This is a genomic window from Streptosporangium sp. NPDC000509, assembly GCF_042898365.1.
GTDB lineage: Bacteria > Actinomycetota > Actinomycetes > Streptosporangiales > Streptosporangiaceae > Streptosporangium.
Map to the genome: position 1 here is coordinate 787,647 of NZ_JBIAYX010000001.1, position 24,784 is coordinate 812,430.

A 24,784-nucleotide genomic window follows, 5' to 3' on the forward strand; every position below is an offset into this window, starting at 1 on the left:
ACATTAGACGCGTGATCGGCTCCCCACTCTTACGGTGCGGAATATTGCGGACCACCGTCACGGCGAAGAAGTCACTTCGCGGACGCTCACATTTCGGTCGGCCTTGACGCAGAGGGGAATGGCCCCGTACAGCGGAAACTCCTTTCAACGTAGGACAAAGTAGTCCCGTGATTCGTCGTCTCCTTCCCCTCCTGACCCTCGTGCTCGCCGTGCTGACCGACTGCAGTTCACAGACCTCGCTCAGCCGGACCGCACTGGACCAGGCTCTGAGTCAGGGCGTGGCCCCGGAACTTGTTTACGTGGTCGACCTACCCGGATACAAGCTGAACGAGCAGCCCAGTTACGGCGGCGACAATGGCGGCTTCATGTCCGTCTACATCAGACCTGACGGCCGGCATGCGATGCTGACCGTCGAGCGCGGAAGTTCCGAGGACGCCCGTTGTGTCGGCGTACCGTCCAAGCCCACCGAGCCGTTGGAGGCATCGGTGAGCTGCGAACGCGACGATGTGGGCTGGTATCGCACCGGCGGGGGCCTCCACGAGTACATGGCGCTTCGAGGTCATCACCTCATCCGGCTGATGGGTGAGATAGGGGATGCGGATCGGGCGGCGCTGAAGGAGGCGGTGGCCGGTGCCCGGCGCGTGATAGCAGACGGTTCTCCGACCCCGTAGGAACCGACTGACCTGCCCAGCGCATGCCCGTCTGGGCGACCCTCGCCCCGCTGTATCAGGCCGCCATAGAGCGACGGCGCGCACGCCCGGAGATGCCTCCCCGAATCTGTCCCCGCTGCTCCGTGCAGCTTCCGTCGACCAGCGTCTGCGACTCGTGTGGCTAGCGGCGGCTGAGCCAGGGAGAACCCCGGCTCAGCCCTGCTTGGCGATGTTCTGCCGGTGGTAGTCGAGATGATCCTGGCTGATCTCGTGGTTCTGGACGACTCGGAGACGGCCGAGCGAGGCGCCGGACACCGTGTCCTTCGTCGTGAGGTCCGCCTGGATGGTGATCATCCCTCGGTCCAACAGGACGTGGTGGTTGGGGCAGAGGCAGAGCAGATTGCCGGGCTCGTCGGGACCGTTGTGCGGCTTTCCGAGCGGGCGGATGTGGGCGCCCTCGGCGTAGAAGCCCCGGTGGAGGGTGAGCCGGTCGCCGCAGATCTGGCAGTGGAAGTCGTGCGCGCCCTTGATCTGCTCGGAGAGCAGGGAGTCGCGGATGATGCGCTCCACGATCATCTCGCGACGACTGGCCGGGGAGGACACCGCGTCGAGTCCGACCCGCGCGAGAAGCCTGTTGTGGTCGACGCCGTGGAAGTACGCGCCAAGCAGCCTCACGACGATCTGGGCACGAACGTCCTCCCGATCGGTGACGATCTCGTACGCCCATGGCAGCAGGCCGCTGTCCGGCTGGTGCTCTTTCATCCACTGCTGCGCGTGCCGACCACTGGCAGCCGGCATATCGGCGTGGCCGGGCAGCTCCCAGAGACCGTGGTGATAAAGCCACAGCACAGGGAACTCCGGATTGGGTCGGTCCTCTTCAAGACCGAACTCCTCGATGAGCCGTCCGAGTTCGCGGTAGGTGCTCTCCCACCGCCGCAGACGTGGCTTGCCCTGGGCCGCGCGGCCGATCGCCCAGAGCAGGGTCAACGGCTGGTGCCGTTTCCGTGCACCGGTCGTGGGAGAAACGGCGGGCTTGAGCGAGTCGACCTTCTGCAGGAGGTCTTCGGCGGAGGACACTTCGGCAGCCTGCCCCGGTTTCGTCACCTCAAAGCCCAAACCGCCGAGCACCTTGGCAACGGTGGCGTTCCCACCGGAGAACTCACCGGGACGCAGGGGCGTGCCGCTGACCCCCCGGTACGCGACTCCGGCGATCGCCCTGGAGTCGTACCGCTTGCCGTCGTGCACGAGGAAGTAATCGAGGGCGGGCCGGTAGCCGTACTCCTTGAGAAAGGCGTCGCGGCCCAGCTTGTCGCATTCGTCGATGGCGGCGAGCACCATCTCCCGTCGAAGCTCGGAAAGCGCCACTCCGCAAGCCTATGCGGGCGTCGCCGGAACCGCTGCCTATTTCAGGCGAAAGCGGACTTAAGGTCGGCCGAGTGTCGACCGAAACTCTTTGCAGCAGCAGTGACTTTCTGAAATCATCTGCACACCGTGGGCGACAGAGTTTAATCTTTACTTGTGATGGTTAAAGTAAAGGTTATGGATCACGGCAAGCGGACGCGTGCCAGACGTACGAGACCGGCACGCATCTCCAGCAAAAACCAAGTGACCCTGCCTGCGGCAGTCCTACGCACGCTGGGCCTTCACCCGGGAGACCTCGTGGACATCGCCGAAGAGGGTGGGCAGATCGTCATCCGGCGACACCACAGCCGCCTCGACGGGGTGATCGGCCTTATCCCAGGTTTCACCGAAGCCGTGGACGTCGAAGCAAGCCGCGAGAGCTGGAGGTGACAGATGCCGACCGTGATGCTCGACACCAACGTCATCGTCGGTCTGCTCGATCCCGACGACGCGCTGCATGGCCATGCCCGTGACGCCGTTCGCCGCTGGGAGGGTGAGGCGGCCTCGTTCACCATCTCCGTGATCACCTGGAGCGAACTGCGGGTAGGGGCGGTCCGTAAGGGCCTCGCGGTCGAGAAGATACTTGCGGCATTCCGCTTCGCTGTCATAGACCAGATTGTCGAAGTGGACGAAACGACGGCCGAGAGCGCGGCCCTGCTTCGGGCCGCGGATCTGACAATCCGCGTCCCGGACGCTCTCATCATCGCGACCGCCCGTACGGTGGGGGCCGACGCCCTACTTACCGCAGACCGAAAATTCCCAGGCATCGCCCCGGACCTTGTCGAATTGCTCCGACCCGGTTGATACGGCAAACCGTTCACCGTGCCCGATCACGCGAATCACGCTGGTCCGCGAGCTTGCGGCGTCGTACACGACGATGCCCAGCACCTGCCGCGCCCAGGTCACCAGCCGCCCGGAAAAGCCCTGATCGAGGTCCCCCCTTCCCCCGGACACTTGACCTGAGGTCACCCCTGATCGAATGCGACCCCTAATAGCTAGGCGCGTGCTGGGGGCAGGCCGTAGCGGCTGACGGCCAGATACGTCTCCGGCGTCGCCGCTTCGAGGAGCCCCTCGTCGTTTTCCAAGTCGAGTTCTGGCTCCTGAGAGCGGCCCAGCAGATCGCTCCAGTCGCTTGTCACTCCCCGCTCGTAGGCGCTGCGGAGCAGGGGGCGCAGCCGAGGGCGGGCTTCCTCCTGCCGATCGCGGAAGATCCGCCGCTGGGTGAGTCGCCGTTCTTCCTGAGCGTTGTCGCTGAGTTCCTGGTTATCGGCCGGTTGGTCCTCGGCGCGCAGCCCCGGGGTGCGCTGGGCGATGGCGAGGTCTTCCTCGCGGAGGCGTTTGCAGGCGGCGAACAGCTTCCGGGACATACCAAGGTGAACCTCGGTTCCAGGGATTCGGCAGGTGAGGAAGTCGTCGAGGCCCATAGAACGGGTACGGGCGCGCAAGGTGTGCCGCTCGGTGCGGGACGCTTCTCTGCGGGCTTCGGCCCGCATGGCGAGGGTGAGGTCGTCGCCTTCCAGGGGCGTGGTCAGCCCAAAGCGCCGATGACGGGACGCGCGCTCAGCAGGAACGGGCACGGTGCGCAGTTGCGAGGTGGGAGCGGAGCTCAGCGCCAGATAGGTGAGCATTTGGGCGCGAGCCGCGCCGATGAGCGCGTCGTCGCTGTAGCCGAGACGATCTTCGAGATTGCCTGGTCCGACCGCTGGCTCGTCGATGCCGAATCCGGCTGGGGTGAGCGGCGGCTGTCCGGGGTGCAGGTCGTGGTCGATGGTAAGGAAGAGGTCGTCTCCGGGCCGCACGGACGCTCCGACCAAGACAGTGCGGTGGGCGTACGAGCCAAGGATGCTGCTGCAGGCGGCCAGTTGCGCCCACCCCTTGCAGAGCGCGCTGAGGCCCACGTTGCCCCCCTTGGCCTCGATCAGCCAGTACAGGCCCTCTGCCTGGTGCTCCCCCCATAGGTCAGGCAGCTTCTGCTGCGGATCCTTGAACATTTCGAGCAGGGCGGGGATCGGGCCACCAAGTTCGAGGTGCTCGGTCTGACCGAGGCCCAGCAGTGAGCGACAGGCCCACTCTGTCATCGTCATACCCAGCCGGTAGGCGGCTGCGTTCTTCGCGCTGCGCTCGGTGCCGTACGCGTACACCGGGTTCAGGGTAAGGCGCCGGCCCTTGGTGCCTCGTACGGGGTACTGAGGCACGACGGGGTGCGCGCCAAGATAGGCGTACAGCGGGGAAACCCGGGCGACGAGTTCCCCGTGCGCATACCGCGGCTGATTTTGCAGGTGCGGAGTGACGTCGCGGCCGACCTCAACGGCGGCCTTGATGATCTCCCGCCAAGTAGTGGTCGAGACATACCAGCCGTCGGTCGTCGGGAACCCGCCCGACCCCACCCACGGCTTGTGCCTGGCCGTCCGCCACTGCCTCCAGGGCTTCTTCTCAGGACCGTCACGGAAAAGGACCGGCACGTCGAAGCTGTCGGCGTAGGTGAGCGGTGGCTCGTCGAGGACGCGTGCGGGGATCATGTGGATCACTTTGGCACGGTTGGACCGCTTCCGGCGCCAGACGTCGTCCTCGCTTCTTCCGGGCCGCTACCGACAGCGTGTGAGAAGCGGTTGATCAGCCATGGGTCGTTGCGATGAGGCGTCGCAGTGAGGCGTGGGCGGGTGGGCCCCAGGTGGGCTTGCCGCCTGGGCGGCCGTGGTCGCCGGCGTCTCCGATGAGGATGCCGGCCAGGGCGCGGCCCGCCGCCCATCCGCGGGCGCGGCGCAGGGTCGCGGCGTCCGGGGTCGGCTGGTAGGCGGCATGGAAGCGGTCGATCGCTTCGTCGGGCAGCAGAATCCAGGCGGCGGCGAGGTCGCAGGCCGGGTCGCCCGCGCAGAGGTCGCCGAAGTCGATCACGCCGCAGATGGTGCCGTCTTCGGTGAGGATGTTGGCCGGATGCAGGTCGCCGTGGAGCCATAGTGCCGGTCCGGCCCAGCCGGGTGCGGCGACGGCGTCTTCCCAGACCGCGCGGACGGCGTCCGGGTCGGGGATGAGCCCCAGCTCGGTGGCCGAGGCGAGTTGCTTGGCGAACCCCTCGGAGTGGTCGGCCAGCGGTCCTCCGCGGAACCGGCCGGCGGGCGCCTGTTCGGGGGCGGGTTGGTGAAGGGCGGTCAGGAAGGCGGCCAGGGCGGTGGCCGCCTCCGCGGCGCGGGTGACGGGGGCGCGGTCGGCCGGTGCGCCCGGCAGCCAGGTGGTGACGATCCAGGGTCGCGGAAACCGCGCGGAGGGCTCGCCGAGGCGCTGCGGTACGGGAACCGGCAAGGGAAGGCGAGGGGCGAGAGCGGGCAGCCAGGTGTGCTCCTTGCGCAGCAGCGCGTCTGCGGACTGCGTCGCCCAGGGCAACCGGACGGCGAGGTCGTCGCCGAGCCGCCACAGCTGGTTGTCCCAGCCACGCGCGCCGAGCCGCACAGGGTGATCGGCCAGGTCGGGGTGCTGGTCGCGCAGCAGATCCCGCACCAGCTCCGCGGTGATCTCGATCTCGGTATGCGTCATGCGAGGCAACAGTAGCCGGACCCCGTTCGCAGGGTCAGGTCACTTCTGAGCTGCATGGAGGACGAGAAGAGCCGGTCAGAGGAATTCGAAGCCGTGCCTGCCCACATGCCCGTCTGGCAGGGAGCACGCGTCCTCGCTGATCGGCTCGGTGACCAGACAGTTCGGAAGCACCTGAAGCTCCCCGTGGATGTCCTCGGTGCTCCAGGTCGCCCACCAGTCCGTGACCGACGACCCCTGCGCCAGGGTGACGTGCCGACCGCGATGTCCCGCCTCCAGAGAGCACCGCATGTAGGGCTCCACGATAAGTCCTGGGCACGGGAGGCTTGAGAGGAACTCCCCCTGGACCCGGGTCAACTCCACGATGGCCGTACAGAACGGCAAGGGCACCATGCGCTAACAGTAGGCACAGCTCGGCGGGGGTGTCCTCCCTTTGGGGCGATGACGCCGACGGCGTTGCCACGACGACCTCCGCGCTGGTCATCGCCCGGACGGCGGCTGACTGTCGGTGCTCTCTGGTTGGGTGAGCGGCACCGATACGAGAGGGGCGACAAGCATGAAGACCGAGGAAGGTTTCTGGGGCCTGGTGGAGGCGGCCTGGGCGCCGCTGGGGGTGGAGGTCAATCAGGCGCGATGGGAGCTGACACATCGGATGCCCGCCCCCGACGAGGACCTTCACGGCAAGCCGCCGTTTGTCGTGGTCGATGCCGCCCTGAAGGAGTTCCTGAGCAACCTCGGCTCTCTCAGCGAGGGGTTGTCGGCGGACGAGCTGACGGATCTCGATCGGGTGGTGGAGGCGAAGCTCTACGACATCGACCGTGCGGACATCCAGGCGGTCACCGATGGTTCCGACGATGGTTTCCTCTATGCGCGTGGCTTCATCGTCGCGATGGGCCGCGACTTCTACGCCGCGGTGGCCGAGGATCCGAAGAAGGCGGTGCTGGATGCCGAGTGCGAGAGGATGTGTTACTTCTTCGCCCATCTGCACCACGAGCGCTATGGGACCTTCCCTGACACCGGATCGGGAATCTCCCGCGAGTCGTGCTCGAACCGGGCCGGCTGGCCTCGCTGACCGGGTTCGGCTCACCCCGCAGACCGCGTACGCCTCCGCCTGGGCATCCATCGCCGGGTCGAACTGATCGGCTGGCAGGTCGGGGTGGACTCCACGATCGTGCGGGCCCACCAGCTTGGTTTGGGCACCACGCTCTCGCTGAATCATCCAGTACGTCTCGGCGCGCCGGACCGGCCGCACGATGCGCGGCAGGGCCGGCGGGTCGGCTGACAGGTATGGGTACCGGTGGCGATCATTACGCGACGGGAACCGGCGGATCCCAGGTGATCGGTAGCTGGGCGATGCCACCACCGAGCTTCCGTTCGCTCAGCCCTCCGGAGACCGGGATGTCACTGACCGGGATCGCCAGGCGCATGGTGGGCAGCCGGGGCAGAAGCCTGGCGAGTACCTCGTTGATTTCCAGCCGAGCCAGTGGGGCACCGAGGCAGTAGGTGATTCCGTGGCTGAACACCAGGTGGGGGTTGGGCGATCGGGTGACGTCGAACCGTTCCGGGTCCTCGAACACCCGGTCGTCGAACGCGGTCGAGCCGTGGTCGCACAGCACGAGGTCGCCGGCGCGGATCGTGACCCCACCGATCTCGATGTCCTCGCTGGCGTAGCGGGGCAGCGCGGATTCGGCGAATTTGCTCATCCGCACTGCCTCCCCCACCGCGCTGGGCAGCAGGTCCGGGTCATCGAGCACCAGCTTGTGCTGGTCCGGGTTCATGGCGAACAGCGCGATCGCCGCGCTGATGCTGTGCGGAGTCACCTGGTACGACATGGTGACAAAAGCCAGCAACGCACCGACGAAGTCGTTGGGGAGTCCGGACTGGCACAGCGCCGAGGCCAGATCGTCGCCTGGTTGCACGCGTTTGCGCCGGGCAACCTCGCTCAGGTATCTGAACAGCTCCTGCGCCTGGCCCAGTCCCGCCCCCACCCTGCTGACCCGGTCGAGCACCACCTGGTATTCCGCTGGATCCGCTATGCCGAGCAGATCGCACAGGATCTGGTAGGAGAACGGCAGCGAGAACTCGGTGTGGATGTCTATCGGCGGCTGCTTGGCGAGTACGGCGTCGAGATACTCGTCGACCACGGCGCCGACGCGCGGCCGCATGCCGGCTATGCGCTTGGCCGAGAAATACGGGGTGAGATTCGACCGGAGGGCCTGATGCGCACGATGCGCCTCAGCCGGATCCTGGTTCGACACGACCAGGTCCAGCATCGGGCTGTCCAGGTACCGTGCTCTGTTCGGCGGGTCCGGGTGGGTGGTCCCGAGTCGGTCGTCGAGCAGGAGTTGCTTGAGTTCGGCGAGCCGGGTCACCAGCCACGCTTCATCACCGACCGGGGTACGCACCCGGACGATGGGGCCGCTGTCTCGCAGTTGGCGGATCAACGGGTTCAACTGGCCCAGGCATCCTGGTTCGCCCAGTGTCGGCAGTTCGCTATGGATCATCCAAGCCCCCGAGGTTTGGTTTGAGTGCCACGCTATCGCCAGATGATCTCCTCTTTATGGCTAGGGGTTTTCTCAGATGCATCGGCAATTTTCAGGTCGCGCACCATCCCGACGTCCCGTTCGTCCTGTTCGTCCTGTTCGCGGCTCGTCAGGCGGTCTCGGAGTCGCGACAGGCGTACAGGTCGGCCAGGAGCTTGCCGCATCTCTTCTGCTGACAGACTCGTTCGCATGAGAATCACGCTGGTCCAGGGGGACATCACCGCGCAGCGGGTCGACGCCGTCGTCAACGCCGCCAACTCCTCGCTGCTGGGAGGTGGCGGGGTCGACGGGGCCATTCACCGGCGCGGCGGCCCCGCGATCCTCGCCGCCTGCCGCGAGTTGCGCGCCTCGCACTACGGCGGGGGACTGCCGACCGGTCAGGCCGTGGCCACCGTCGCGGGTGAGCTGCCGGCCCGCTGGGTCATCCACACCGTCGGCCCCGTCTTCTCCGCCACCGAGAATCGCTCGCACCTGCTCGCCTCCTGCTACCGCGAGTCCCTCCGGGTCGCCGACGAGCTGGGTGCCACCAGTGTCGCCTTCCCCGCGATATCCACCGGCGTCTACCGCTGGCCCGTCGACGACGCCGCCCGCATCGCGATCGGTACCGTACGTGCCGCGTCGACCCGGGTGACCGACCTGCGGCTCGTCCTGTTCACTGCCGACGCCTACCGCGTCTTCGAAAGGACACTTGAGACCGAGGGCCCCTGACGAACGGTCCAGCTCGACCGATCGACCCGCATGCCGTACCCCCGACCGTCTCGCGCCGGTCGGCTCAGGCCGAGATGCCCCGACGGCGATACCGTACGAGAACGAAGACGCAGGCCAGCCCGATGACCAGTTCCAACGCGGTCGCGAGCACCAGCCCGCTCGCCGGTATCCCGTCCAGGGTGATGCCCAGCAGGCGGGACAGGCCGTAGGAGAGGTACGTCACGGCACCGGCGAGTGTGGCGGTGAAGGCCAGCCGTGCGACGAACGCGCCGAGCGCGATCAGTGCGCCGGTCGCGAGCAGCGCGCCGCCCCCGGCCCTGATCTCGCTGAGCAGGCCGGCGTCGCTCCCGAGCTTGATGCCGTTGGTGCCGTGGAAGGCCGCGGGCGCGAACAGGATGGCCGCGCCTATCCCGATCATCACCGTGCCGGACACGAGCAGGACGACTCTCAGCGGTCTCGCGTGCCGCATCCTCGTCGCGTCCTGCGGCGGGTGCGGCGGGCTCGTCATCTCCACGTCCCGGAGGCGGCGGCCGTACGGCAGAAGTCGGTGAAGTCGCGGGGTTCGCGGCCGAGTGCCTCGCGCACGCCGTGGGCCACCGAGGCGTTGCGCCCGTCGAACACCTCCTTGCACAGGTCCGTGATCAGGTCCGCGTAGTCGAGCCCGGCGCTCTGCGCCACGGCGGCGTGAAACACCTCCGGTGAGACGGCGACGTAGTCGACCGGCCGGTCAGCGGCCTTCGCGATCTCGGCCGCGGCCTCGTGGAAGGTGAGCGCGCGCGGCCCGGTGAGCTCGTAGAGCCGACCGGAGTGGCGGTCGTCGGTGAGAGCGGCGACCGCGACGTCGGCGATGTCGTCGACGTCGACGAACGGCTCCGCGACCTCGCCGGCCGGCAGCGCGATCACGCCGTCGAGCACCGAGTCCCGCAGGTTGCCCTCGCTGAAGTTCTGCGAGAACCAGCTCGTGCGGATGAGCGTGTGGCTCAGGCCGGACTCACTGACAATCCGCTCGCAGTGCTGCGCGTTGGCCTCGCCCCGGCCGGAAAGCAGTACCAGCCGCCGGACGCCCTCGTCGACCGCGCAGGCGGTCAGCTTCTCGATCGCGGCCGGTGCGCCGGGGGCGGCGAGGTCGGGGAAGTAGGAGATGTAGACGGATTCGGCGCCGCGCAGCGCCTGGCGCCAGGTGTCGGGCCGCTCCCAGTCGAAGGGTGGGTCGAGGTGACGCGAGCCGCCCCTGACCGGGTGGCCGCGCTCGGCGAGCCGCTGCACGATTCGCCGGCCGGTCTTGCCGGTCGAGCCGATGACGAGGGTGACGGGGGTACCACGCATGGTCCAGATGCTCCCTTGGTTGTCGGTAAGTCCAGTTTTGTGCGGCACCCGTGGACTAACAATAGAAAAAGGTCCGCTCTCCTTTGCTGTTCGTCCAGGTTTGTGGACGGTCAATGAGGCATGATGAGATCTGTGCCAAATGTCCCCCGCCCGTTCCCCGCTCCCTCCGACCTGCTGGGCGAGAGCCTGCACCTGCTCCGGCTCACCGGCACCCTGTACTGCCGCGCCGAGCTCACCGCGCCGTGGGGGATCGAGGTGCCGGCGCTCGACGGGTTGATGGCGCTGCTGGTCGTCACCTCGGGCCACTGCCTGCTGGAGGTCGACGGAGCCGAGCCGCGCCTGCTCCGGCAGGGCAGCCTCACCCTGATCCCGCACGGCATCCCACACCGGTTGCGCAGCGACCCGGGAGCCGACGTCGAACCGCTCTTCGACATACCGGTCGAGCAGGTCAGCGAGCGCTACGAGATCATGCGCCACGGTGGCGGCGGGGACCTTACGCACACCACCTACGGCGTCGTGCACTTCGACCATGTGGCCGCCCAGCGCCTCGTCGCGCAGCTTCCCGAGGTGCTGCACATCGACGCCTGGGACGAGGACACCGCCAACTGGCTCAGCAGCACGCTCCGGCTCATCTCCCGTGAGGCTCTCGCCCTGCGGCCGGGCGGGGAGACCGTCATCACCCGGCTCGCCGACATCCTCGTCGTCCAGGCGATCCGCTCCTGGCTCGACTCGGCGCCCGAGGCGAACCGGGGCTGGCTGGCCGCCCTGCGCGACGAGCAGGTGGGACAGGCGCTCGCGTTGCTCCACCGCGCGCCCGAACGGCAGTGGAGCGTCGCCTCGCTCGCGCGGGAGGTCGGCATGTCGCGTTCGGCCTTCTCGGCGCGGTTCACCGACCTGGTCGGTGAGTCCGCCATGCGCTATCTCGCCCACTGGCGCATGCAGCTGGCCCGCATGCACCTTCGGCGCACGTCGGAGCCGCTCTCGGTGGTCGCCCGCCGCTTCGGTTACCAGTCCGAGGCGGCGTTCTGCCGGGCGTTCAAACGGGCCTTCGGTGTGCCGCCGGGCAACATCCGCCAGGCGTCGGACGAGGTGAGCCTGACGGCGCGAGGGTGGGACGGTGCTCCGGCGCGTTGAGCCGCGTGGGCGGCAAGGGCGTCGGGAATTCCACGTCGGGAGCTCTGAAGCGGGAGCTCTGAGCCGGGAGTTCTAAGCTGTCCGATCGTGCGCTTCCTCCCGCTCCGTGCCGGTTCTCCGCGACCTCTCCGACACGTGACCCTGTTGTCCGCCGTGTGTCTTGCCGTCCTGCCCGCCGGAGCCGCGCAGGCCGCCTCCCCCGAGTCCACGCCGGCGAAGCCGTCGAAGCAGGCCGCCACGTCCGGCTCTTCGTCTCCAGGGCGGACTGTCGCGCCCAAGCCCTCGTTGCTGAAGTCCGGGAGGTTGGCGACCACCTCGTGCCCGGAGCCACCGCTCATCGACAGGGGCATCCCGCGGCCGGGCGAGTATCTCACCGCGGTCACGAGGTGTCTGAGAACCTCGTGGTCCGCTCATTTCGCCCGCGCCGGGCTGCGCTTCCGTACGCCCATGGTCCGCATCTACTCCGAGCCCGAGCGGCGCGTCTGCGGAATAGCGTGGCCCACCGGCGCGGACGCCTTCTACTGCACGGAGCGGGCCACGCTCGTGTTCCCGCTCACCGGCCTGTGGATCGAGGACAGGACCGACCTGTACCCCTTCAAGGTGGCGGCGCACGAGTACGGCCACCACCTGCAGAGCCTCACCGGCATCAGGACGCATTTCGAAAGGCGCGTCCGCGCCGAACGCACCCGCCATTTCGAGCTCCGCCGCCGCTACGAACTCCAGGCCGACTGCCTGTCGGGAGTGTTCCTGGGCAGCGTACGAGACTCCCTGCCCCGTACCGAGCAGGACTGGAAGGCACTGTCGGAGACGATCCGCGCCAACGGCGACGAGGGCGAGCACCGCACCCACGGCAGCGGCGCCAACCGGGTCCGCTGGTTCGAACGCGGCTACCGGGCTGTCTCCCCCGGCGCCTGCGACACCTGGACCGCCACGCCGTCCCGGGTGTCCTGACCCGCGAACCCCGGCCGACGCGGCGCGGGGAGGGCTTCGGCTCCAGCCGGCTGCCCGTGTCGCCGGGAACCTCAGGGGTTCGGGCCGGCGCGGTGCCTGCCCACGGGGGCGACCCGGCGATCGGCGTACCTGTCCATGGGAGCGACCGGCCGATCGGCGTACCCGCCCCCGGGAGCGATCGGACGGTCGGCGTACCCGTCCCCGGTGGCGGAGCCGTTCCGGCCCAGGCGCTCCAGCAGCGGCGACAACAGCCGCACCGCCGGCGGCGTGAACGTGAGAAGCACCGCCGTCACCACGGCCGCGGCGAGGAGCACACCGGCGAGCACGTCGTGCGGGTAGTGGACCCCCACCATCACCCGGAGCAGCGCCGCCGCCACGGCCAGCGGCAGGGTCACCGCGGCGAGGCGGGGACGGAGCAGGGCCAGTCCGACCGCGAGTCCGGCGGCGAGGGTGGCGTGGTTGCTCGGAAACGACCAGTCCCCCACGCCGGGGCACTCCGCGATCGCCGCCGCGGCTCCCGGTACCACCCGGCAGGGGCGTTCCTCGACCACCATCAGCTTCACCGTCTCGCTGATCGCGTAGGCGGTGACGGTGCCCACGCCGATCATGACGGTTCCCGCGACACCGCGCGCGTCACCCCGGCGCAGGGCGGTCCACCACACCCAGACGAGGATCAGGCCGAGGATGACGAGGGTGCCCTCGCTGGCTATCTCCATCGCCGTACTCGCCCAGGTGGGCGCGTTCGCCATCGCCTCGGTCACCGATCGGTAGCCGGAGGCCGAGGCGCCTTCCACGACCTTCGCCGGACCGGTTCCTTCCGTTCCCTCCGGCGAAAGCCAGGCGACGGCCCCGGCTCCCAGGCCCAGTGACGCGGTCGAGCCGAGCAGCCGGTTGCGGAGATTGTTCCCACCGTCAGTCTTCATAGCGGATGATCATAAGAAGGAACGTGGCATAACGTCTAAATGAACAGCATTTGACTTCACGATGAAGGCCGGTCGTCATTCGCGGCCAGGTGTCGGGAGCCCCCCCGGCTCTCGGCGCGTTCCGCGATCGGCCGCGGTACGCCGTCGGCCCGACCCGACCTCGCCACAGCCTCACACCGTCCCGTCCCGTCCTCGTCCCGCCCTGACCTCGTCTCCGCCTCACGCCGTCCCGCCACGGCCTCGCCTCCGCCGGCGGGTCGAACCCTGCCGAGACGCGGTAGCCGCTGCCGTCCGCCAGGTGACGGATCCGCGCTCCGCCGTACGACGGACGGCCGGACGGCCCGTACCCCGTCCGGAGACGGGGGGTGGACGGCCTGGGTAGCATGCTGTGCATGCCTGGCACGACGACCGGTCTCGCGAGGATCAGGCTGGTCATCGCGGACGACCAGGCCATGATCCGCACCGGGCTGCGGTTCGTCGTGGAGGCCGCGACGGACATCGAGGTCGTCGGGGAGGCGGGCGACGGGCTGGAAGCCCTCTCCGTGACCCGGCGGCTACGACCGGACGTGCTGCTGATGGACATCGCGATGCCCCGAATGGACGGCCTGAGCGCCGCCCGGCGACTGCTCGCGGACCCGCATCCGCCCCGGATCGTCATGCTGACCACCTTCGACACCGACGAGAACCTGCATGCCTCGCTCCGCGCCGGAGTAAACGGCTTCCTGCTCAAGTCCTCGCCCCCCGAGCAGCTCATCGAGGCGGTACGGGTGGCGGCGGCCGGCGAGGCGCTCATCGACCCGGCGGCCACCATGCGGGTCATCGCCTCGTTCGCCGCGCACCACGAGCCGGTCGCGCCGCCGGAGCTGGCCACGCTCACCCCGCGCGAACTGGAGGTGCTGCGCCTGCTCTCCCGAGGACTGACCAACTCCGAGATCGCACGGGAGTGCCAGGTCGGCGACGCGACCATCAGAACCCACGTCGCCCGGGTGCTGCACAAGCTCGGCCTGCGCGACCGGATCCAGGCCGTCGTGTTCGCCTACGAGGCCGGGGTCGTGCGGCCGGGACAGCAGGACCGCCCGTGCTGAGGAGACTGCTCGGCGACTGGCGGCCTACCTGGCTGGATCTCCTGCTCTCCCTCGCCGTGGTGATCACCGGCCTCGCCGAGTCCTTCGGCCGCCAGGGCTCCCAGCCCGGCCAGATCAGCGACCCGGTGCCGCTGGCGGTGGGGGCGGTCGTCACCGGGACGCTGCTGCTGCTCCGACGCAGGTTCCCCACAACCCTGCTCATCGCGCTCATCTCGATCGGCCTCACCATACGGACGGTGGCGGGTGACGGCTATTACGCCGCCTGGCACTTCTACTCGACGCTCATCCTCGTCCACACCGTGGCGAGCGCCGCGGAGCTGCGCAGCCGCCGCGGGCTCGCGGGACTGGCGTGCGTACTGGTGGCGTACGCGAGCCTGCAGACGTTCCAGCGCAACGACATCGCCGAATTCATGATCAGCGCCGTCTTCATCGGGGTGGCGTACGGGAGCGGCATCCTGCTGCGCCGCCAGATCGACCGGACGTTGCGGCTGGCGGAACGCGCCGTTCGCCTTGAGGTGGAACGGGAGGAGCGGGCCCGGCAGGCGGTGGCGGAGGAGCGGACCCGGATCGCGAGGGAACTGCACGACGTCGTCTCGCACAACGTGAGCGTGATGACCCTGCACACGGGCGGGGTGCGGATGCGACTCGGCGAGGAGCACCGGCGGGAGCGTGACATGCTGCTCGGGGTCGAGAAGGCGGGTCGCGAGGCGATCGAGGAGCTCCAGCTCATGCTGGGAGTGCTCCGCAGGAGCGGCGATCCGAACCCCGGCGCCTCCCAGCCGAGCCTGGAGCGGCTGGACGAGCTGGTCACGCAGGTCAGGGAGGCCGGGTTGGACGTACGCCTCCGGATCACCGGCGAGCCGCGTCCCCTGCCGCCGGGACTCGCGCTCTCCGCCTACCGGGTGATCCAGGAGGCTCTGACGAACGTGCTGAAGCACTCCCCCGCCGCCGCTGCCGAGGTCGTCGTCGCTCATGGGCCGACCGGGCTGGATCTGGAGATCACCGACGACGGCACGGGCGACGGCACCTTCCCGGCCGACGTGCCCGACTCGGACGCACAGCGATCGAACGCACAGCGCTCGGACGGACAGCGCTCGGACGGACAGCGCTCGGACGGACGGTACTCCGGTGGGCACGGTCTGATCGGGATGCGTGAGCGGACCGCGATGCACGGCGGCGAGTTGTCCGCGGGCCCCCTGCCCGGTGGCGGTTACCGGGTGGTCGCCCGGTTTCCGCTGGACGCCTCGGTGGCGACCGGCTGAGCCGTTTCCTGCCCGGCCCACTCCGCGTCGCTCATCCGCAGCATCCGCAGCCCGATCGCGCCGGAACCGGCCAGGTAGAGCAGGCCGCCCACGGCCGTGCCGATCGGGAAGACCGGGGCACCGAAGATACCCGCGATGATCGCGAAGGGGGCCCACCACGGCCCGTGACCGGCGTAGGCCAGGACCAAGCCGAGCAGGAACAGGCCGAGCAGCCCGAGGAAGCCCGGGATCTGGAACCCGAAGGTGGCGCCGGGGTCGGAGAACGCCTGTTCGGCGAGCTTCGCGCCCTCGGCGGGCGGCAGGGCGCGTTCGAGCCGGGAGTAGAAGAAGTCCCCGAGCATCAGCCCGGAGAAGTTCACCACGCCGAGGAGCGCGAGACCACCGGCGAGATGGCCGAAGACGACTCCCCGGTGCCGGATGAGGTGGATCATCCCGATGATTCCCGGGATCAGCAGCACCCAGCTCCAGTGCAGCAGCGAGGCGCTGACCGAGACCTGTTCCGGATACCTGCCGTAGACGCCGGTGGTGTCACCGCCCTGCCGCAGGGCCGGGTCGGCGATGACGCCCGCGATGTAGATGAGCGGCGCGACGATGAGGCACACCCCTGCGGCCCATCTGCGGAAGCCGAGTGGATTGGAGAGCGATGGCATGAGATCTTCCCTTGCGTTCCGGCCCGCACCTGGACCGGCGGGGCGAGGACGGGAACGCTAGGCAACGACACGGCGTGCGTCGTCCTCCTCATGGTCTATCGCCACTCCGCCGTCCGGCGGACCGCCGTAATCGGTTTGACTCTCCAGTGACTGGAGGGTTGATGCTGCTGTGGTGAACGACCGCGACCAACTGCTCACCATCGGACAGCTCGCCGACTGCACGGGCCTGTCGGTGCGTACGATCCGCTTCTGGTCCGACATCGACGTCATCCCGCCGACGCGCCGGTCGGCGGGCGGTTTTCGTCTGTACGACATGGAGGCGGTGGCCCGGCTAGACCTGGTGCGAACGCTGCGCGAACTGGGGCTGGACCTCGACACCGTTCAGAAGGTCCTGACCAGGCAGTGCACGGTGGCCGACGTCGCGCGGGCGCACATGCGGGCGGTGGACACCCAGATCCGCTCCCTGCGGTTGCGCCGGGCGGTGCTGCGGTCGATCACCCAACAGGAGCGCACGACCGAGGAGATGGTACTCATGCACAGGTTGATCCGCCTGTCCGCTCAGGAGCGGCAGCGAATGATCGACGACTTCGTCGACCGTACGTTCGACGGCATCGACCCGCAGGCGCCGGGGGCTCACATCGCGGCCTCGATGCGCCAGGTTCCCGCGGAGCTGCCGGACGATCCCACCCCGGAGCAGGTCGAGACGTGGCTGGAACTCGCCGAACTCCTGGGCGACGCCGGATTCCAGGAGCGCGCACGGCAGATGGCGGTGGCCGGTGCCACAACATCCGGCGACGAGGTGCCGCAGCCGTACGACCCCGCCCTCGTCTTTGAGCACGCGGGGAGAGCGGTGGCCGCCGGCATCGGCCCCGAGTCGGCCGAGGGCAGGGCGATCCTGGATCTGATCGTGGATCCGGGGCTGCCCGCCGCGGACCGCGCCCGGTTGGCCGACCAGGTGGAGACGTTCACCGACCGCCGGGTGGAGCGGTACTGGCAGCTCGTGGGTGTGCTGAACGGCAGGCCGCCGTTTCCGCCCAGGGTTCCCGACTTCGAATGGTTCATCGCCGCGTTGCGCGCGTCCTGATCCACGGCCGCCCTCGGAGACGGGCTCCGAGGGCGGCCGGCACCGTCCGGAGGTGAGGGTCCCCGGCTTCCGGTCCCGGGCCGGTTCGCCTTCGTGGTCGTCAGTACGTCTTCACGGCGGTCCGCCACGAGAGGAAGAACCTCGTCTTCATCGTTGACGACGTTCACCGCTCCCCCATAACATCGTCTCTACCAGAGACGATGTTCGACGCATCCCGTGGACGTGGGGCTTCGCCTCGGGCGAGGCGGCGAGTGGTAGTAATGAGACCCGTAAAGGAGGCCGGACAGACAAGCTGGTGCGCCATGACCGAGCACTTCCTCGGCGTTCTCGGCATCGGCGAGGCGCTGGGGGTGAGCCGACACGCGGTGCACAAATGGCGCTCCCGCTATCCGAGCGGTTCGAGCCACCCCTTTCCGGAGCCCGACGTCGAGGTCGACGGGGCTCCCGGCTGGCGGGCCGACCGGCTGGAGGAGATCACGCGGTGGCGTGACGGCCTGCCGGGCCGCGGCGCGGGCGGAGGCCGCCCCTCAGCGGCACGCCAGGAGTATCTGAGGGCGGCGACGGCACGCGGCCTGGATCGGGACGAGGCGATGCGCGCGCTCGTCACGTTCACCGAAGAGTTTCCCGAGATGACCGAGCCGGAGATCTGTGCCTGGCTCATCGAGAAATGGCGCCGGTAGCACTTTCCGGCGACACACCCCAAGCGAGACGAGAGGCGATGACGCATGCCCGAAATCGGCGGGAGCACCGCACCGGGATTCGAAGGGGTGCGCGAGGCGTTCGCGGCCAACCTGGCCGGTGGGCAGGAGGTGGGCGCCGCGGTCGGCGTCTACCTGCACGGCAGGAAGGTCGTGGACCTGTGGGGTGGGATCGCCGATCCCGAGACCGGCCGCCCCTGGGAGCGCGACACCGTGCAGGTCGTGTTCTCCACCACCAAGGGCGTCACCGCCGCCTGCGCGCACCTGCTCGCCCAGCGGGGTGAACTGGACCTCGACGCACCCGTCGCCGCGTACTGGCCGGAGTTCGCGGCGAACGGCAAGGAGCGCGTCCCGGTCCGCTGGCTGCTCACCCACCAGGCGGGACTGCCCGTGATCGACCACCCGATCACCCCGGCCGAGGCGATCGCCTGGGATCCGATGGTGACCGCCCTGGCCGCCCAGCGCCCCTCCTGGGAGCCGGGCACCGCGCACGGCTACCACGCGCACACCTACGGCTGGCTGGTCGGGGAGGTCGTCCGCCGGGTGACCGGCCGCAGCCTCGGCACGTTCCTCGCCGAGGAGATCGCCGCACCGCTCGGCCTGGACCTGTGGATCGGGCTGCCGGAAACCGAGTCGCACCGGGTCAGCCGGATCGTCGCCGACCCGATCGATCTGGACGCGTTCACCCGGATCGACCTGGACGCCCTTCCCGGGCCCGCACGCGAGGTGATGGCTGCGTACGCGGACCCCACGTCGCTGACCAGGCGGGCGATGTCCGTCATCACGCCGCTGCCGGACCACGACGACCCCGCCGAGCAGGCCGCCGAGATGCCCTCGACCAACGGCATCTGCACGGCCCGCTCGCTCGCCCGTTTCTACGCCGCGCTCATCGGCGAGGTCGACGGACATCGCGTCCTCACGCCCGACACCCTGGCCGCGGCGACCGCGGAACAGGTCACCGGCATCGACCGGGTCCTGCGAGTGCCCGTCCGGATCGGCACCGGTTTCGGCCTGCCGACGCCGGACGCCTTCTGGTACAGCCCGACCGCCTTCGGGTTTCCCGGCTACGGGGGATCGCTCGGCTTCGCCGACCCGGCGAACGGCCTCGCCTTCGGTTACGTGATGAACCGTCTCCAGGAAGGCGTACCGGACCACAGAGCCGCCACCCTCCTCGACGCGGTCCACGACGCACTCGAACTCCGGGCCCGGTAGGCCCCGGCTCACCGTCCCGCGACGGCCCTCCGGCGGTGATCCGCGGGCGCCGAATCGGTTTCCCGGTCACGAAGCGGCTCGTCATGCCGTTCGGAGACCTCGCCCCGAAGCCCCCGGGGCCGATGAACAACAGCCCCCTTCGTACGGTTTCGGGAGTTGATACCGGTTCGCTCGGTGATCACGGATCATCGCTAGATTGATCTCCGGTCAACCTCACCTCCCGACAGACCTGACACCAGGTCGTGCACCGGCATCAGCCGAAGGAAGGAAGCTCCGCCATGCCCACCGTGACAGTGCAGATTCCCACCGCGGACGGCCATGCCGACGCCGTGGCCGCCTTCCCCGACGACGGCGAACGGCACCCGGGCGTGCTGATGTACACGGACATCTTCGGCGTGCGGCTCGCGCTGAGAGAGATGGCCCGCGAACTGGCCGACCACGGGTACTACGTGCTCGTCCCCAACCTCTACTACCGGCACGGCCCGGCACCGGTGGTCGAACTTCCGGAGCACATCAGCAAGGAGGTCCGGCCCGCGCTCTTCGCCCAGCTGCTGCCTCTCGCCCAGGCGCACACCACCGAATGTGTCCTGCGCGACGCCGACGCCTACCTCGAGTTCCTCACCACCCGGCCGGAGGTCGGTGCCGGACCGGTCGCCGTGGTCGGCTACTGCATGGGCGCCGTCCTGGCGATGCGCACCGCGGCGGCCCACCCCGGCCAGGTCGCCGCCTTCGCCGGATTCCACCCCAGCCCGCTGGTGACCGACGCGCCCGACAGCCCGCACCTCCTCGTCCCCGAACTCACCGCCCAGGTCCACCTCGGCCTCGCGGAAACCGACATGTCGCCCGAGGCCATCGGCGAGCTCAACCAGGCCATGGATGCCGCGGGGCTCACCTACACCACCGAGGTCTACCCCGGTGCCCTCCACGGCTTCACCATGTCCGACACCGATGTCTTCGACCCCGCCGCGCTGCGGCGCCACTGGGACCGCCTGCTCCCCCTTCTCGGCCGCACCCTGGCCGGCGGCTGAGACTCCGGCTCGGAGACCGCGCCTGAGGTACGTCCGGAGTCGCCGGCCCGCCCGCCGGGACCCGGTGATCGCGGTCATCGGAATTCTCTCAGGGAACGAGGATGATCTTGCCGCGGGTACGGCCGGACTCGGCGTCGCGGTGCACCGCGGCCAAGTCGGCGAGCGGGCGCGTCTCGGAGATGTCGAGACGGACGACGCCCGCGTCGACGAGCTTGACCAGGGCGGCGAGGTCGCCCGTGTCGTTGCGGGCCACGAAGTGCGTCGCGGTCACCGGGGAGTCCGCGGGGAGCCTGAGCGGAACGGTGACGGACACGACGAGACCGCCCGGCCGGACCAGCGGCACCAGTGGCCTCGCGCCGGCCGCGACGATGTGCAGGACCACGTCCACCGGTTCGTCCAGCGCTTCGGCGACGGGCGTGGCCGTGTGGTCGACGATCCGGTCCGCGCCGAGGCGGCGGACCGTCTCGGCGCTGCGAGGACCGGCCGTGGCGATGACGTACGCCCCGGCGTGCTTGGCGAGCTGGACGGCGAATCCTCCGACGCCGCCGCCCGCGCCGTTGACGAGCACCCGCTGCCCGGAGGTGATGGCCGCGTGCTCGAACACCGCCTGCCACGCGGTGAGACCCGCGATGGGGAGGGCGGCGGCGTGCGCGAGAGGGACACCGGTCGGCGGCGTGACCAGGGTGTCCGCGGCGGCGGTGACGTACTCGGCCGCGGCGCCTCCACCGTCGAGCCGGCCGACGACCCGGTCGCCGACGGCGAGGGTACGCACGCCGTCGCCGACCTCGGCGACCGTACCGGCGACGTCCCCGCCGAGCGTGTACGGCAGGTCGAGCGAGAAGACCGAGCGCAGGAGCCCCCGGCGCAGGCCGATGTCGGACGGGTTGAAGGAGGTCGCGGCGACGTCGATCAGCACCTCCCCCGGGCCGGGCACCGGCCTGGGGATGTCGTCGTGGCGGATGACGGAGGCGTCACCGTACTCGTGGATTCGGATGGCTTTCACGTAGTCGAAGCTACGGGCAGCCGACGAGACGAACCATGTTCGGTGATCCCTCATTCATAATCGATCGTCTTCGCGAGGATATCCTCGCCGGATGGACGTGCTCAGCGACGTGATCGCGGTCATGCGGACCGGACAGCCGCGCTCGGCCCGGGTGGCCTGGCACGCCCCGTGGGCGCAGCGGTTCGCCCCCATCCCCGGGGCCATCGGCCTGCAGGTGATCCTTCAGGGGCCGTGCTGGCTCATCGGGCCGGACGGCGACGCCGTGCAGCTGGTCGCCGGGGATGTGGTGTTCCGGCCCCACGGGCGCGGGCACACGCTGGCCGACAGCCCGTCGACCTCGCCGGTCGCGCCCGCCTGCGACCCGGGCGATCCCCGCCTCCTCCAGCGCTACGTCACCGACACCGTCGGCGCCCCCGACAGCACCTCCGGCAGCGCCCCCGGTGCTCCGGCCGCCGTGACGCTCTGCGGCGGGTATCACCTCGACCCGGCCCGCACCCATCCGCTGCTGAACGATCTTCCCGAGCTCATCCACCTTCCCGCGCACCTCGGACGACACCCCGAACTGCGCTCCACCGTCGATCTGCTCGCGGGCGAGGTGGCAGGCCCCCGCCTCGGTACGGACGCCATCGTGCCCGCGTTGCTCGACACGCTGCTGCTGCACATCCTGCGTGCCTGGCTCGACCAGCGGCCGGTCCCCGGGACCACCGGCTGGGCGGCGGCGCTCAACGACCCGGCCACCACCGCCGCGCTGCAGGCCATGCACAGCGACCCGGCGCGGCCGTGGACCGTCGCGACGCTCGCCGCCGAGGCGGGGCTGTCCCGGGCGCCGTTCGCCCGCCGCTTCACCGCCCTGGTCGGCCGGCCGCCGCTGACCTACCTGACCTGGTGGCGGATGACCGTCGCCGCGCGGCTCCTGCGCGAATCCGACGCCCCGCTGCACTCCGTCGCGACCAGGGTCGGCTACACCTCGGAGTTCGCCTTCGCCAACGCGTTCAAACGCCATTGCGGCACCGCCCCCGGCAGATACCGCCGCAGCGGGTAGAACAACGTCATGGTGCCCCGAGACCACGAACTCCTGCAAGCCGCCCGCCGCGTCGCCGCCGCGATGGGCTTCACCCCCGACGAGGTCATGCGACGTGTCGTGGAGCTGGGGCGCGGCGAGCGCCTCGGCTGCTCCAGCGGCGAACTCCTGCTGCTCGCCCTCGCCCAGCTCGCGCCCGAGCGGCCGATCTCCCAGAAAACCGGGGGGCGTGCCTCGACGGTCGAGACCGTCGAGGCGCCGCGCCTCGGCGTCGCCGCCGGCGGGTCCGCCCCGACGTGGGAGGGAGACATCCGCTGATCTCCGCGCGCGACCTCCCTTGAGGCCGACGGCGGCGCAGCGGAGATCATCCCTGGACACCGGGCGCCTCCCCCGGTCCGATCGCCTGAGACGGTTGTGATCGCCCTCCTCGGAAATACTGGGGCGATGTTCGAAGGCTTCGAGGAAACATCGGTCCAGGTCGAGGAAGCGTCCATTCTCACCCGGTACGGCGGGGAGGGCCCGCCGGTGCTGTTGCTGCACGGTCATCCCCGGACCTCGGCGACCTGGCATCGCGTCGCGCCGCTGCTCGTCGAGCGCGGTTTCACGGTCGTCTGTCCCGATCTGCGGGGATACGGTCGCTCGCGTGGTCCGGCTCCCACCCCCGACCACTCCGGGCACTCCAAGCGCGCCGTCGCGAACGACATGGTGGCGGTGATGCGTTCACTGGGACACGAACGGTTCGCTCTCGCCGGACACGACCGAGGGGGTGCCGTCGCGTTCCGCCTCGCGCTGGACCACCGGGACGCGGTGTCCCGGGTGGCGCTCCTGGACTGCCTGCCCATCAGCGAGCACCTGTCCCGCATCACCGTGGAGTTCGCGACGCAGTGGTGGCACTGGTTCTTCTTCGCGCAGCCGGGCACCCCGGAACGCGTCATCAACGCCGACCCCGACAGCTGGTACCGCGGCGATCCGGAGAGCATGGGCCGGGAGAACCACGACGAGTTCCGTGAGGCCACCCGGAATCCCGACGTGGTGCGGGCCATGCTGGAGGACTACCGGGCCGGTCTCACCGTCGACCTGCGCGACGAGGAGGCCGACCGGGCCGCCGGTGTGCGACTGCGGTGCCCCGCCCTGGCCCTGTGGTCGCTGCGCGACGACCTCGAAGACCTGTACGGCGATCCGCTGGAGATCTGGCGGGACTGGGCCGACGACGTACGCGGCCATGGCATCGACTCCGGCCACCACATGGCGGAAGAGGCCCCGGACGCTCTCGCCGCCGCCCTCGGTGACTTCTTCCACGGCTGACCTCGAAGGACCGGTTTCCTCCGTGACCGGCCGGTGCGGGGTCCAGAGGTCATCGCCGTCAGGGCCCGGAGGACGTCAGGGCCCGGAGGCCCTGCTCTCGACACGGAGGCTCGAATCCTCGATCAGATGGAACCGAAAATCTGTAGTGGCTGAGGTAGACATTCGCATTGAGTGAGGCTAGAGTTCCTGACATCGCAAGGAACGGTTCCACGAGGGCAGAGCAGGACGTAGGCATCACGACGAACTGCCCGGACGAGCGTGGACATCGAAGGACGACGAAGAAAGACGGGCAGAGAAGGTCGGACGTGCCAGGACCGAGCGGTAGAAGGGTCCCGGCCGTGGACACGCTGCCACCGCAGTAACGAGTACCACCGTCGGACGTGCCAGGACCGAGCAGTTGAAGGGTCCCGGCCGTGGACACGCAGCCGCCGCAGCGAAGGAGTACCAGCGTCGGACGTGCTGGGACCAGCGCTAGATGAAGGGTTCCGGCCGTGGACGCGCGGCTGCGACACGTGATGCATGAGCTCGAAGAGGACAGATAACGAAAGGAGTGTTGAACGCCATCAGGATCGCCCGTCGCCGGTTGATGTTCGCCGCACGGGTACCGCAGTCCCACAGATTGGAAGGTGGTCTACGGTCACGCATACGCGATCCCCGCATCCCCGCCCCCTGCGGGCGGCCAATGCGGAAGAAACAGGTTGGCCCCAGGGCCGATAGATGGTGTTGAACCTCGTGGGTCCCGGCGCATCATGGCGCCGGGACCCCTGTTGGCGTTACAGGAAGGTTGTATGGATCGAACACCGATGACGTCGGCCGTACGCGCGGAGCCCAGACTTCGCGACACCGCCGATAAGGCTGAAGCGGCCGGTAAGGCCGACACCGCGGGCAGGGCCGACGAGCTCCCCGCCACACCGGGCGAGGTCTCCGCTCGCCGGTTCGACGACGAGGACTATCCCGCCTACAGCATGGGCCGGGCCGCCGAGATGCTCGGCGTCACCCCGGCGTTCCTGCGCAGCCTGGGCACCGCCAGACTGATCGAGCCGCAGCGCTCCGAGGGCGGCCACCGCCGCTACTCCCGCTACCAGCTCCGCCTGGCCGGCCGCGCCCGCGAACTGGTCGACCAGGGCACCGCCCTGGAGGCCGCCTGCCGCATCATCATCCTGGAAGACCAGCTCGCCGAGGCCCTGCGCATCAACGCCGAACTCCGGCAGGCCCGTGACCGGCAACAGCCCGACAGCGCGGACCGCCGCTCGGCGTGAGACCGGCGATCCA

Annotated in this window: 27 protein-coding genes; 17 read left to right on the forward strand and 10 right to left on the reverse strand. The window is 69.5% G+C overall.

What is annotated here, in order from left to right; all coding sequences use genetic code 11:
- The first annotated feature begins 167 nt into the window (after window positions 1-167).
- A complete protein-coding gene (locus tag ACFY3D_RS03215; protein ID WP_389974182.1) occupies window positions 168-671 on the forward strand; it encodes a hypothetical protein in 504 nt (167 codons plus the stop codon).
- Between the two features lie 192 nt (window positions 672-863).
- On the opposite strand, the gene ACFY3D_RS03220 is transcribed toward ACFY3D_RS03215, so the two are convergent.
- Window positions 864-2,015, reverse strand: coding sequence for an HNH endonuclease (locus ACFY3D_RS03220; RefSeq protein ID WP_389974185.1), 1,152 nt, complete (start codon window positions 2,013-2,015; stop codon window positions 864-866).
- 174 nt (window positions 2,016-2,189) lie between these two features.
- Here ACFY3D_RS03220 and ACFY3D_RS03225 point away from each other — a divergent pair, with 174 nt between their 5' ends.
- Together ACFY3D_RS03225 and ACFY3D_RS03230 are read left to right on the forward strand one after the other, a co-directional pair.
- Complete coding sequence (locus ACFY3D_RS03225; protein ID WP_389974188.1) at window positions 2,190-2,441, forward strand: AbrB/MazE/SpoVT family DNA-binding domain-containing protein; 252 nt, start codon at window positions 2,190-2,192, stop codon at window positions 2,439-2,441.
- A 3-nt stretch (window positions 2,442-2,444) separates the two neighbouring features.
- Window positions 2,445-2,855: a type II toxin-antitoxin system VapC family toxin gene (locus ACFY3D_RS03230; RefSeq protein WP_389974190.1), complete on the forward strand. Its 411-nt coding sequence runs from the start codon at window positions 2,445-2,447 to the stop codon at window positions 2,853-2,855.
- A gap of 191 nt (window positions 2,856-3,046) precedes the next feature.
- Here ACFY3D_RS03230 and ACFY3D_RS03235 read toward each other — a convergent pair whose 3' ends face one another.
- From ACFY3D_RS03235 to ACFY3D_RS03245, 3 genes are all read right to left on the reverse strand, one after another.
- Window positions 3,047-4,579 (reverse strand): hypothetical protein, encoded by a 1,533-nt coding sequence (locus ACFY3D_RS03235; RefSeq protein ID WP_389974193.1) that lies wholly within the window; start codon window positions 4,577-4,579, stop codon window positions 3,047-3,049.
- A gap of 85 nt (window positions 4,580-4,664) precedes the next feature.
- A complete protein-coding gene (locus ACFY3D_RS03240; protein WP_389974196.1) occupies window positions 4,665-5,582 on the reverse strand; it encodes an aminoglycoside phosphotransferase family protein in 918 nt (305 codons plus the stop codon).
- Window positions 5,583-5,657: 75 nt separating this feature from the next.
- A complete protein-coding gene (locus ACFY3D_RS03245) occupies window positions 5,658-5,972 on the reverse strand; it encodes a hypothetical protein (RefSeq protein ID WP_389974199.1) in 315 nt (104 codons plus the stop codon).
- Window positions 5,973-6,135: 163 nt separating this feature from the next.
- On the opposite strand from ACFY3D_RS03245, the gene ACFY3D_RS03250 reads away from it, so the two are divergent.
- Window positions 6,136-6,651, forward strand: a complete 516-nt coding sequence (locus ACFY3D_RS03250; RefSeq protein WP_389974203.1) for a DUF4240 domain-containing protein — start codon at window positions 6,136-6,138, stop codon at window positions 6,649-6,651.
- A gap of 235 nt (window positions 6,652-6,886) precedes the next feature.
- Here ACFY3D_RS03250 and ACFY3D_RS03255 read toward each other — a convergent pair whose 3' ends face one another.
- Window positions 6,887-8,083 (reverse strand): cytochrome P450, encoded by a 1,197-nt coding sequence (locus ACFY3D_RS03255; protein WP_389974206.1) that lies wholly within the window; start codon window positions 8,081-8,083, stop codon window positions 6,887-6,889.
- Between the two features lie 228 nt (window positions 8,084-8,311).
- Between ACFY3D_RS03255 and ACFY3D_RS03260 the strand changes: the two genes are divergently transcribed.
- Complete coding sequence (locus tag ACFY3D_RS03260; RefSeq protein WP_389974209.1) at window positions 8,312-8,830, forward strand: O-acetyl-ADP-ribose deacetylase; 519 nt, start codon at window positions 8,312-8,314, stop codon at window positions 8,828-8,830.
- Window positions 8,831-8,894: 64 nt separating this feature from the next.
- On the opposite strand, the gene ACFY3D_RS03265 is transcribed toward ACFY3D_RS03260, so the two are convergent.
- Window positions 8,895-9,338: a DUF4345 domain-containing protein gene (locus ACFY3D_RS03265; protein WP_389974212.1), complete on the reverse strand. Its 444-nt coding sequence runs from the start codon at window positions 9,336-9,338 to the stop codon at window positions 8,895-8,897.
- Window positions 9,335-10,156: an NAD(P)H-binding protein gene (locus ACFY3D_RS03270; protein WP_389974216.1), complete on the reverse strand. Its 822-nt coding sequence runs from the start codon at window positions 10,154-10,156 to the stop codon at window positions 9,335-9,337. Before ACFY3D_RS03270 ends, ACFY3D_RS03265 begins: the two co-directional genes overlap by 4 nt.
- Window positions 10,157-10,288: 132 nt before the next feature.
- Here ACFY3D_RS03270 and ACFY3D_RS03275 point away from each other — a divergent pair, with 132 nt between their 5' ends.
- Together ACFY3D_RS03275 and ACFY3D_RS03280 are read left to right on the forward strand one after the other, a co-directional pair.
- The gene (locus tag ACFY3D_RS03275) at window positions 10,289-11,290 is read left to right on the forward strand and encodes an AraC family transcriptional regulator (protein WP_389974219.1); all 1,002 of its coding nucleotides are present in this window, start codon (window positions 10,289-10,291) and stop codon (window positions 11,288-11,290) included.
- A 135-nt stretch (window positions 11,291-11,425) separates the two neighbouring features.
- Window positions 11,426-12,241 carry a neutral zinc metallopeptidase gene (locus ACFY3D_RS03280; protein ID WP_389974222.1) on the forward strand — a complete coding sequence of 272 codons (816 nt, stop codon included), beginning with the start codon at window positions 11,426-11,428 and terminating at the stop codon, window positions 12,239-12,241.
- 71 nt (window positions 12,242-12,312) lie between these two features.
- On the opposite strand, the gene ACFY3D_RS03285 is transcribed toward ACFY3D_RS03280, so the two are convergent.
- Complete coding sequence (locus ACFY3D_RS03285; protein ID WP_389974225.1) at window positions 12,313-13,164, reverse strand: phosphatase PAP2 family protein; 852 nt, start codon at window positions 13,162-13,164, stop codon at window positions 12,313-12,315.
- A gap of 392 nt (window positions 13,165-13,556) precedes the next feature.
- On the opposite strand from ACFY3D_RS03285, the gene ACFY3D_RS03290 reads away from it, so the two are divergent.
- Together ACFY3D_RS03290 and ACFY3D_RS03295 are read left to right on the forward strand one after the other, a co-directional pair.
- On the forward strand, window positions 13,557-14,249 hold the full coding sequence (locus ACFY3D_RS03290) for a response regulator (RefSeq protein WP_389974228.1): 693 nt from the start codon (window positions 13,557-13,559) through the stop codon (window positions 14,247-14,249).
- Window positions 14,243-15,511, forward strand: a complete 1,269-nt coding sequence (locus tag ACFY3D_RS03295) for a sensor histidine kinase (RefSeq protein ID WP_389974231.1) — start codon at window positions 14,243-14,245, stop codon at window positions 15,509-15,511. The genes ACFY3D_RS03290 and ACFY3D_RS03295 overlap by 7 nt, the downstream gene beginning before the upstream one ends.
- Here ACFY3D_RS03295 and ACFY3D_RS03300 read toward each other — a convergent pair.
- Entirely contained in the window at window positions 15,460-16,161 is a 702-nt protein-coding gene (locus ACFY3D_RS03300) for a hypothetical protein (protein ID WP_389974234.1), read from the reverse strand. The two genes, ACFY3D_RS03295 and ACFY3D_RS03300, sit on opposite strands and share 52 nt — an antisense overlap.
- A 172-nt stretch (window positions 16,162-16,333) precedes the next feature.
- Here ACFY3D_RS03300 and ACFY3D_RS03305 point away from each other — a divergent pair, with 172 nt between their 5' ends.
- The 4 genes from ACFY3D_RS03305 (at window position 16,334) to ACFY3D_RS03320 (ending at window position 20,183) form a co-directional block, all read left to right on the forward strand.
- A complete protein-coding gene (locus tag ACFY3D_RS03305) occupies window positions 16,334-17,245 on the forward strand; it encodes a MerR family transcriptional regulator (protein ID WP_389974237.1) in 912 nt (303 codons plus the stop codon).
- Window positions 17,246-17,547: 302 nt separating this feature from the next.
- Complete coding sequence (locus ACFY3D_RS03310; RefSeq protein ID WP_350944354.1) at window positions 17,548-17,925, forward strand: hypothetical protein; 378 nt, start codon at window positions 17,548-17,550, stop codon at window positions 17,923-17,925.
- 45 nt (window positions 17,926-17,970) lie between these two features.
- Window positions 17,971-19,155: a serine hydrolase domain-containing protein gene (locus ACFY3D_RS03315; RefSeq protein WP_389974239.1), complete on the forward strand. Its 1,185-nt coding sequence runs from the start codon at window positions 17,971-17,973 to the stop codon at window positions 19,153-19,155.
- A gap of 278 nt (window positions 19,156-19,433) precedes the next feature.
- Window positions 19,434-20,183, forward strand: a complete 750-nt coding sequence (locus ACFY3D_RS03320; RefSeq protein WP_389974244.1) for a dienelactone hydrolase family protein — start codon at window positions 19,434-19,436, stop codon at window positions 20,181-20,183.
- An 88-nt stretch (window positions 20,184-20,271) separates the two neighbouring features.
- Here ACFY3D_RS03320 and ACFY3D_RS03325 read toward each other — a convergent pair whose 3' ends face one another.
- Entirely contained in the window at window positions 20,272-21,186 is a 915-nt protein-coding gene (locus tag ACFY3D_RS03325; protein ID WP_389974247.1) for an NADP-dependent oxidoreductase, read from the reverse strand.
- A 91-nt stretch (window positions 21,187-21,277) separates the two neighbouring features.
- Between ACFY3D_RS03325 and ACFY3D_RS03330 the strand changes: the two genes are divergently transcribed.
- The 4 genes from ACFY3D_RS03330 to ACFY3D_RS03345 all read left to right on the forward strand — a co-directional run bounded on the left by ACFY3D_RS03330 (window position 21,278) and on the right by ACFY3D_RS03345 (window position 24,771).
- A complete protein-coding gene (locus ACFY3D_RS03330; RefSeq protein ID WP_389974250.1) occupies window positions 21,278-22,228 on the forward strand; it encodes an AraC family transcriptional regulator in 951 nt (316 codons plus the stop codon).
- Window positions 22,229-22,237: 9 nt separating this feature from the next.
- The gene (locus tag ACFY3D_RS03335) at window positions 22,238-22,525 is read left to right on the forward strand and encodes a hypothetical protein (RefSeq protein ID WP_389974253.1); all 288 of its coding nucleotides are present in this window, start codon (window positions 22,238-22,240) and stop codon (window positions 22,523-22,525) included.
- 126 nt (window positions 22,526-22,651) lie between these two features.
- Window positions 22,652-23,512: an alpha/beta fold hydrolase gene (locus ACFY3D_RS03340; RefSeq protein WP_389974256.1), complete on the forward strand. Its 861-nt coding sequence runs from the start codon at window positions 22,652-22,654 to the stop codon at window positions 23,510-23,512.
- Window positions 23,513-24,477: 965 nt separating this feature from the next.
- A complete protein-coding gene (locus ACFY3D_RS03345; RefSeq protein WP_350944827.1) occupies window positions 24,478-24,771 on the forward strand; it encodes a MerR family transcriptional regulator in 294 nt (97 codons plus the stop codon).
- Window positions 24,772-24,784 lie beyond the last annotated feature (13 nt).

Bases quoted from the DNA above. Each gene is read 5' to 3' on its own strand.
- ACFY3D_RS03335 (WP_389974253.1), top strand. From the start codon at position 22,238: ATGGTGCCCCGAGACCACGAACTCCTGCAAGCCGCCCGCCGCGTCGCC.
- ACFY3D_RS03315 (WP_389974239.1), top strand. From the start codon at position 17,971: ATGCCCGAAATCGGCGGGAGCACCGCACCGGGATTCGAAGGGGTGCGC.
- ACFY3D_RS03270 (WP_389974216.1), bottom strand. From the start codon at position 10,156: ATGCGTGGTACCCCCGTCACCCTCGTCATCGGCTCGACCGGCAAGACC.
- ACFY3D_RS03340 (WP_389974256.1), top strand. From the start codon at position 22,652: ATGTTCGAAGGCTTCGAGGAAACATCGGTCCAGGTCGAGGAAGCGTCC.
- ACFY3D_RS03300 (WP_389974234.1), bottom strand. From the start codon at position 16,161: ATGCCATCGCTCTCCAATCCACTCGGCTTCCGCAGATGGGCCGCAGGG.
- ACFY3D_RS03240 (WP_389974196.1), bottom strand. From the start codon at position 5,582: ATGACGCATACCGAGATCGAGATCACCGCGGAGCTGGTGCGGGATCTG.
- ACFY3D_RS03260 (WP_389974209.1), top strand. From the start codon at position 8,312: ATGAGAATCACGCTGGTCCAGGGGGACATCACCGCGCAGCGGGTCGAC.
- ACFY3D_RS03255 (WP_389974206.1), bottom strand. From the start codon at position 8,083: ATGATCCATAGCGAACTGCCGACACTGGGCGAACCAGGATGCCTGGGC.
- ACFY3D_RS03245 (WP_389974199.1), bottom strand. From the start codon at position 5,972: ATGGTGCCCTTGCCGTTCTGTACGGCCATCGTGGAGTTGACCCGGGTC.
- ACFY3D_RS03290 (WP_389974228.1), top strand. From the start codon at position 13,557: ATGCCTGGCACGACGACCGGTCTCGCGAGGATCAGGCTGGTCATCGCG.
- ACFY3D_RS03285 (WP_389974225.1), bottom strand. From the start codon at position 13,164: ATGAAGACTGACGGTGGGAACAATCTCCGCAACCGGCTGCTCGGCTCG.
- ACFY3D_RS03225 (WP_389974188.1), top strand. From the start codon at position 2,190: ATGGATCACGGCAAGCGGACGCGTGCCAGACGTACGAGACCGGCACGC.
- ACFY3D_RS03320 (WP_389974244.1), top strand. From the start codon at position 19,434: ATGCCCACCGTGACAGTGCAGATTCCCACCGCGGACGGCCATGCCGAC.
- ACFY3D_RS03230 (WP_389974190.1), top strand. From the start codon at position 2,445: ATGCCGACCGTGATGCTCGACACCAACGTCATCGTCGGTCTGCTCGAT.
- ACFY3D_RS03265 (WP_389974212.1), bottom strand. From the start codon at position 9,338: ATGACGAGCCCGCCGCACCCGCCGCAGGACGCGACGAGGATGCGGCAC.
- ACFY3D_RS03250 (WP_389974203.1), top strand. From the start codon at position 6,136: ATGAAGACCGAGGAAGGTTTCTGGGGCCTGGTGGAGGCGGCCTGGGCG.
- ACFY3D_RS03330 (WP_389974250.1), top strand. From the start codon at position 21,278: ATGGACGTGCTCAGCGACGTGATCGCGGTCATGCGGACCGGACAGCCG.
- ACFY3D_RS03310 (WP_350944354.1), top strand. From the start codon at position 17,548: ATGACCGAGCACTTCCTCGGCGTTCTCGGCATCGGCGAGGCGCTGGGG.
- ACFY3D_RS03345 (WP_350944827.1), top strand. From the start codon at position 24,478: ATGGGCCGGGCCGCCGAGATGCTCGGCGTCACCCCGGCGTTCCTGCGC.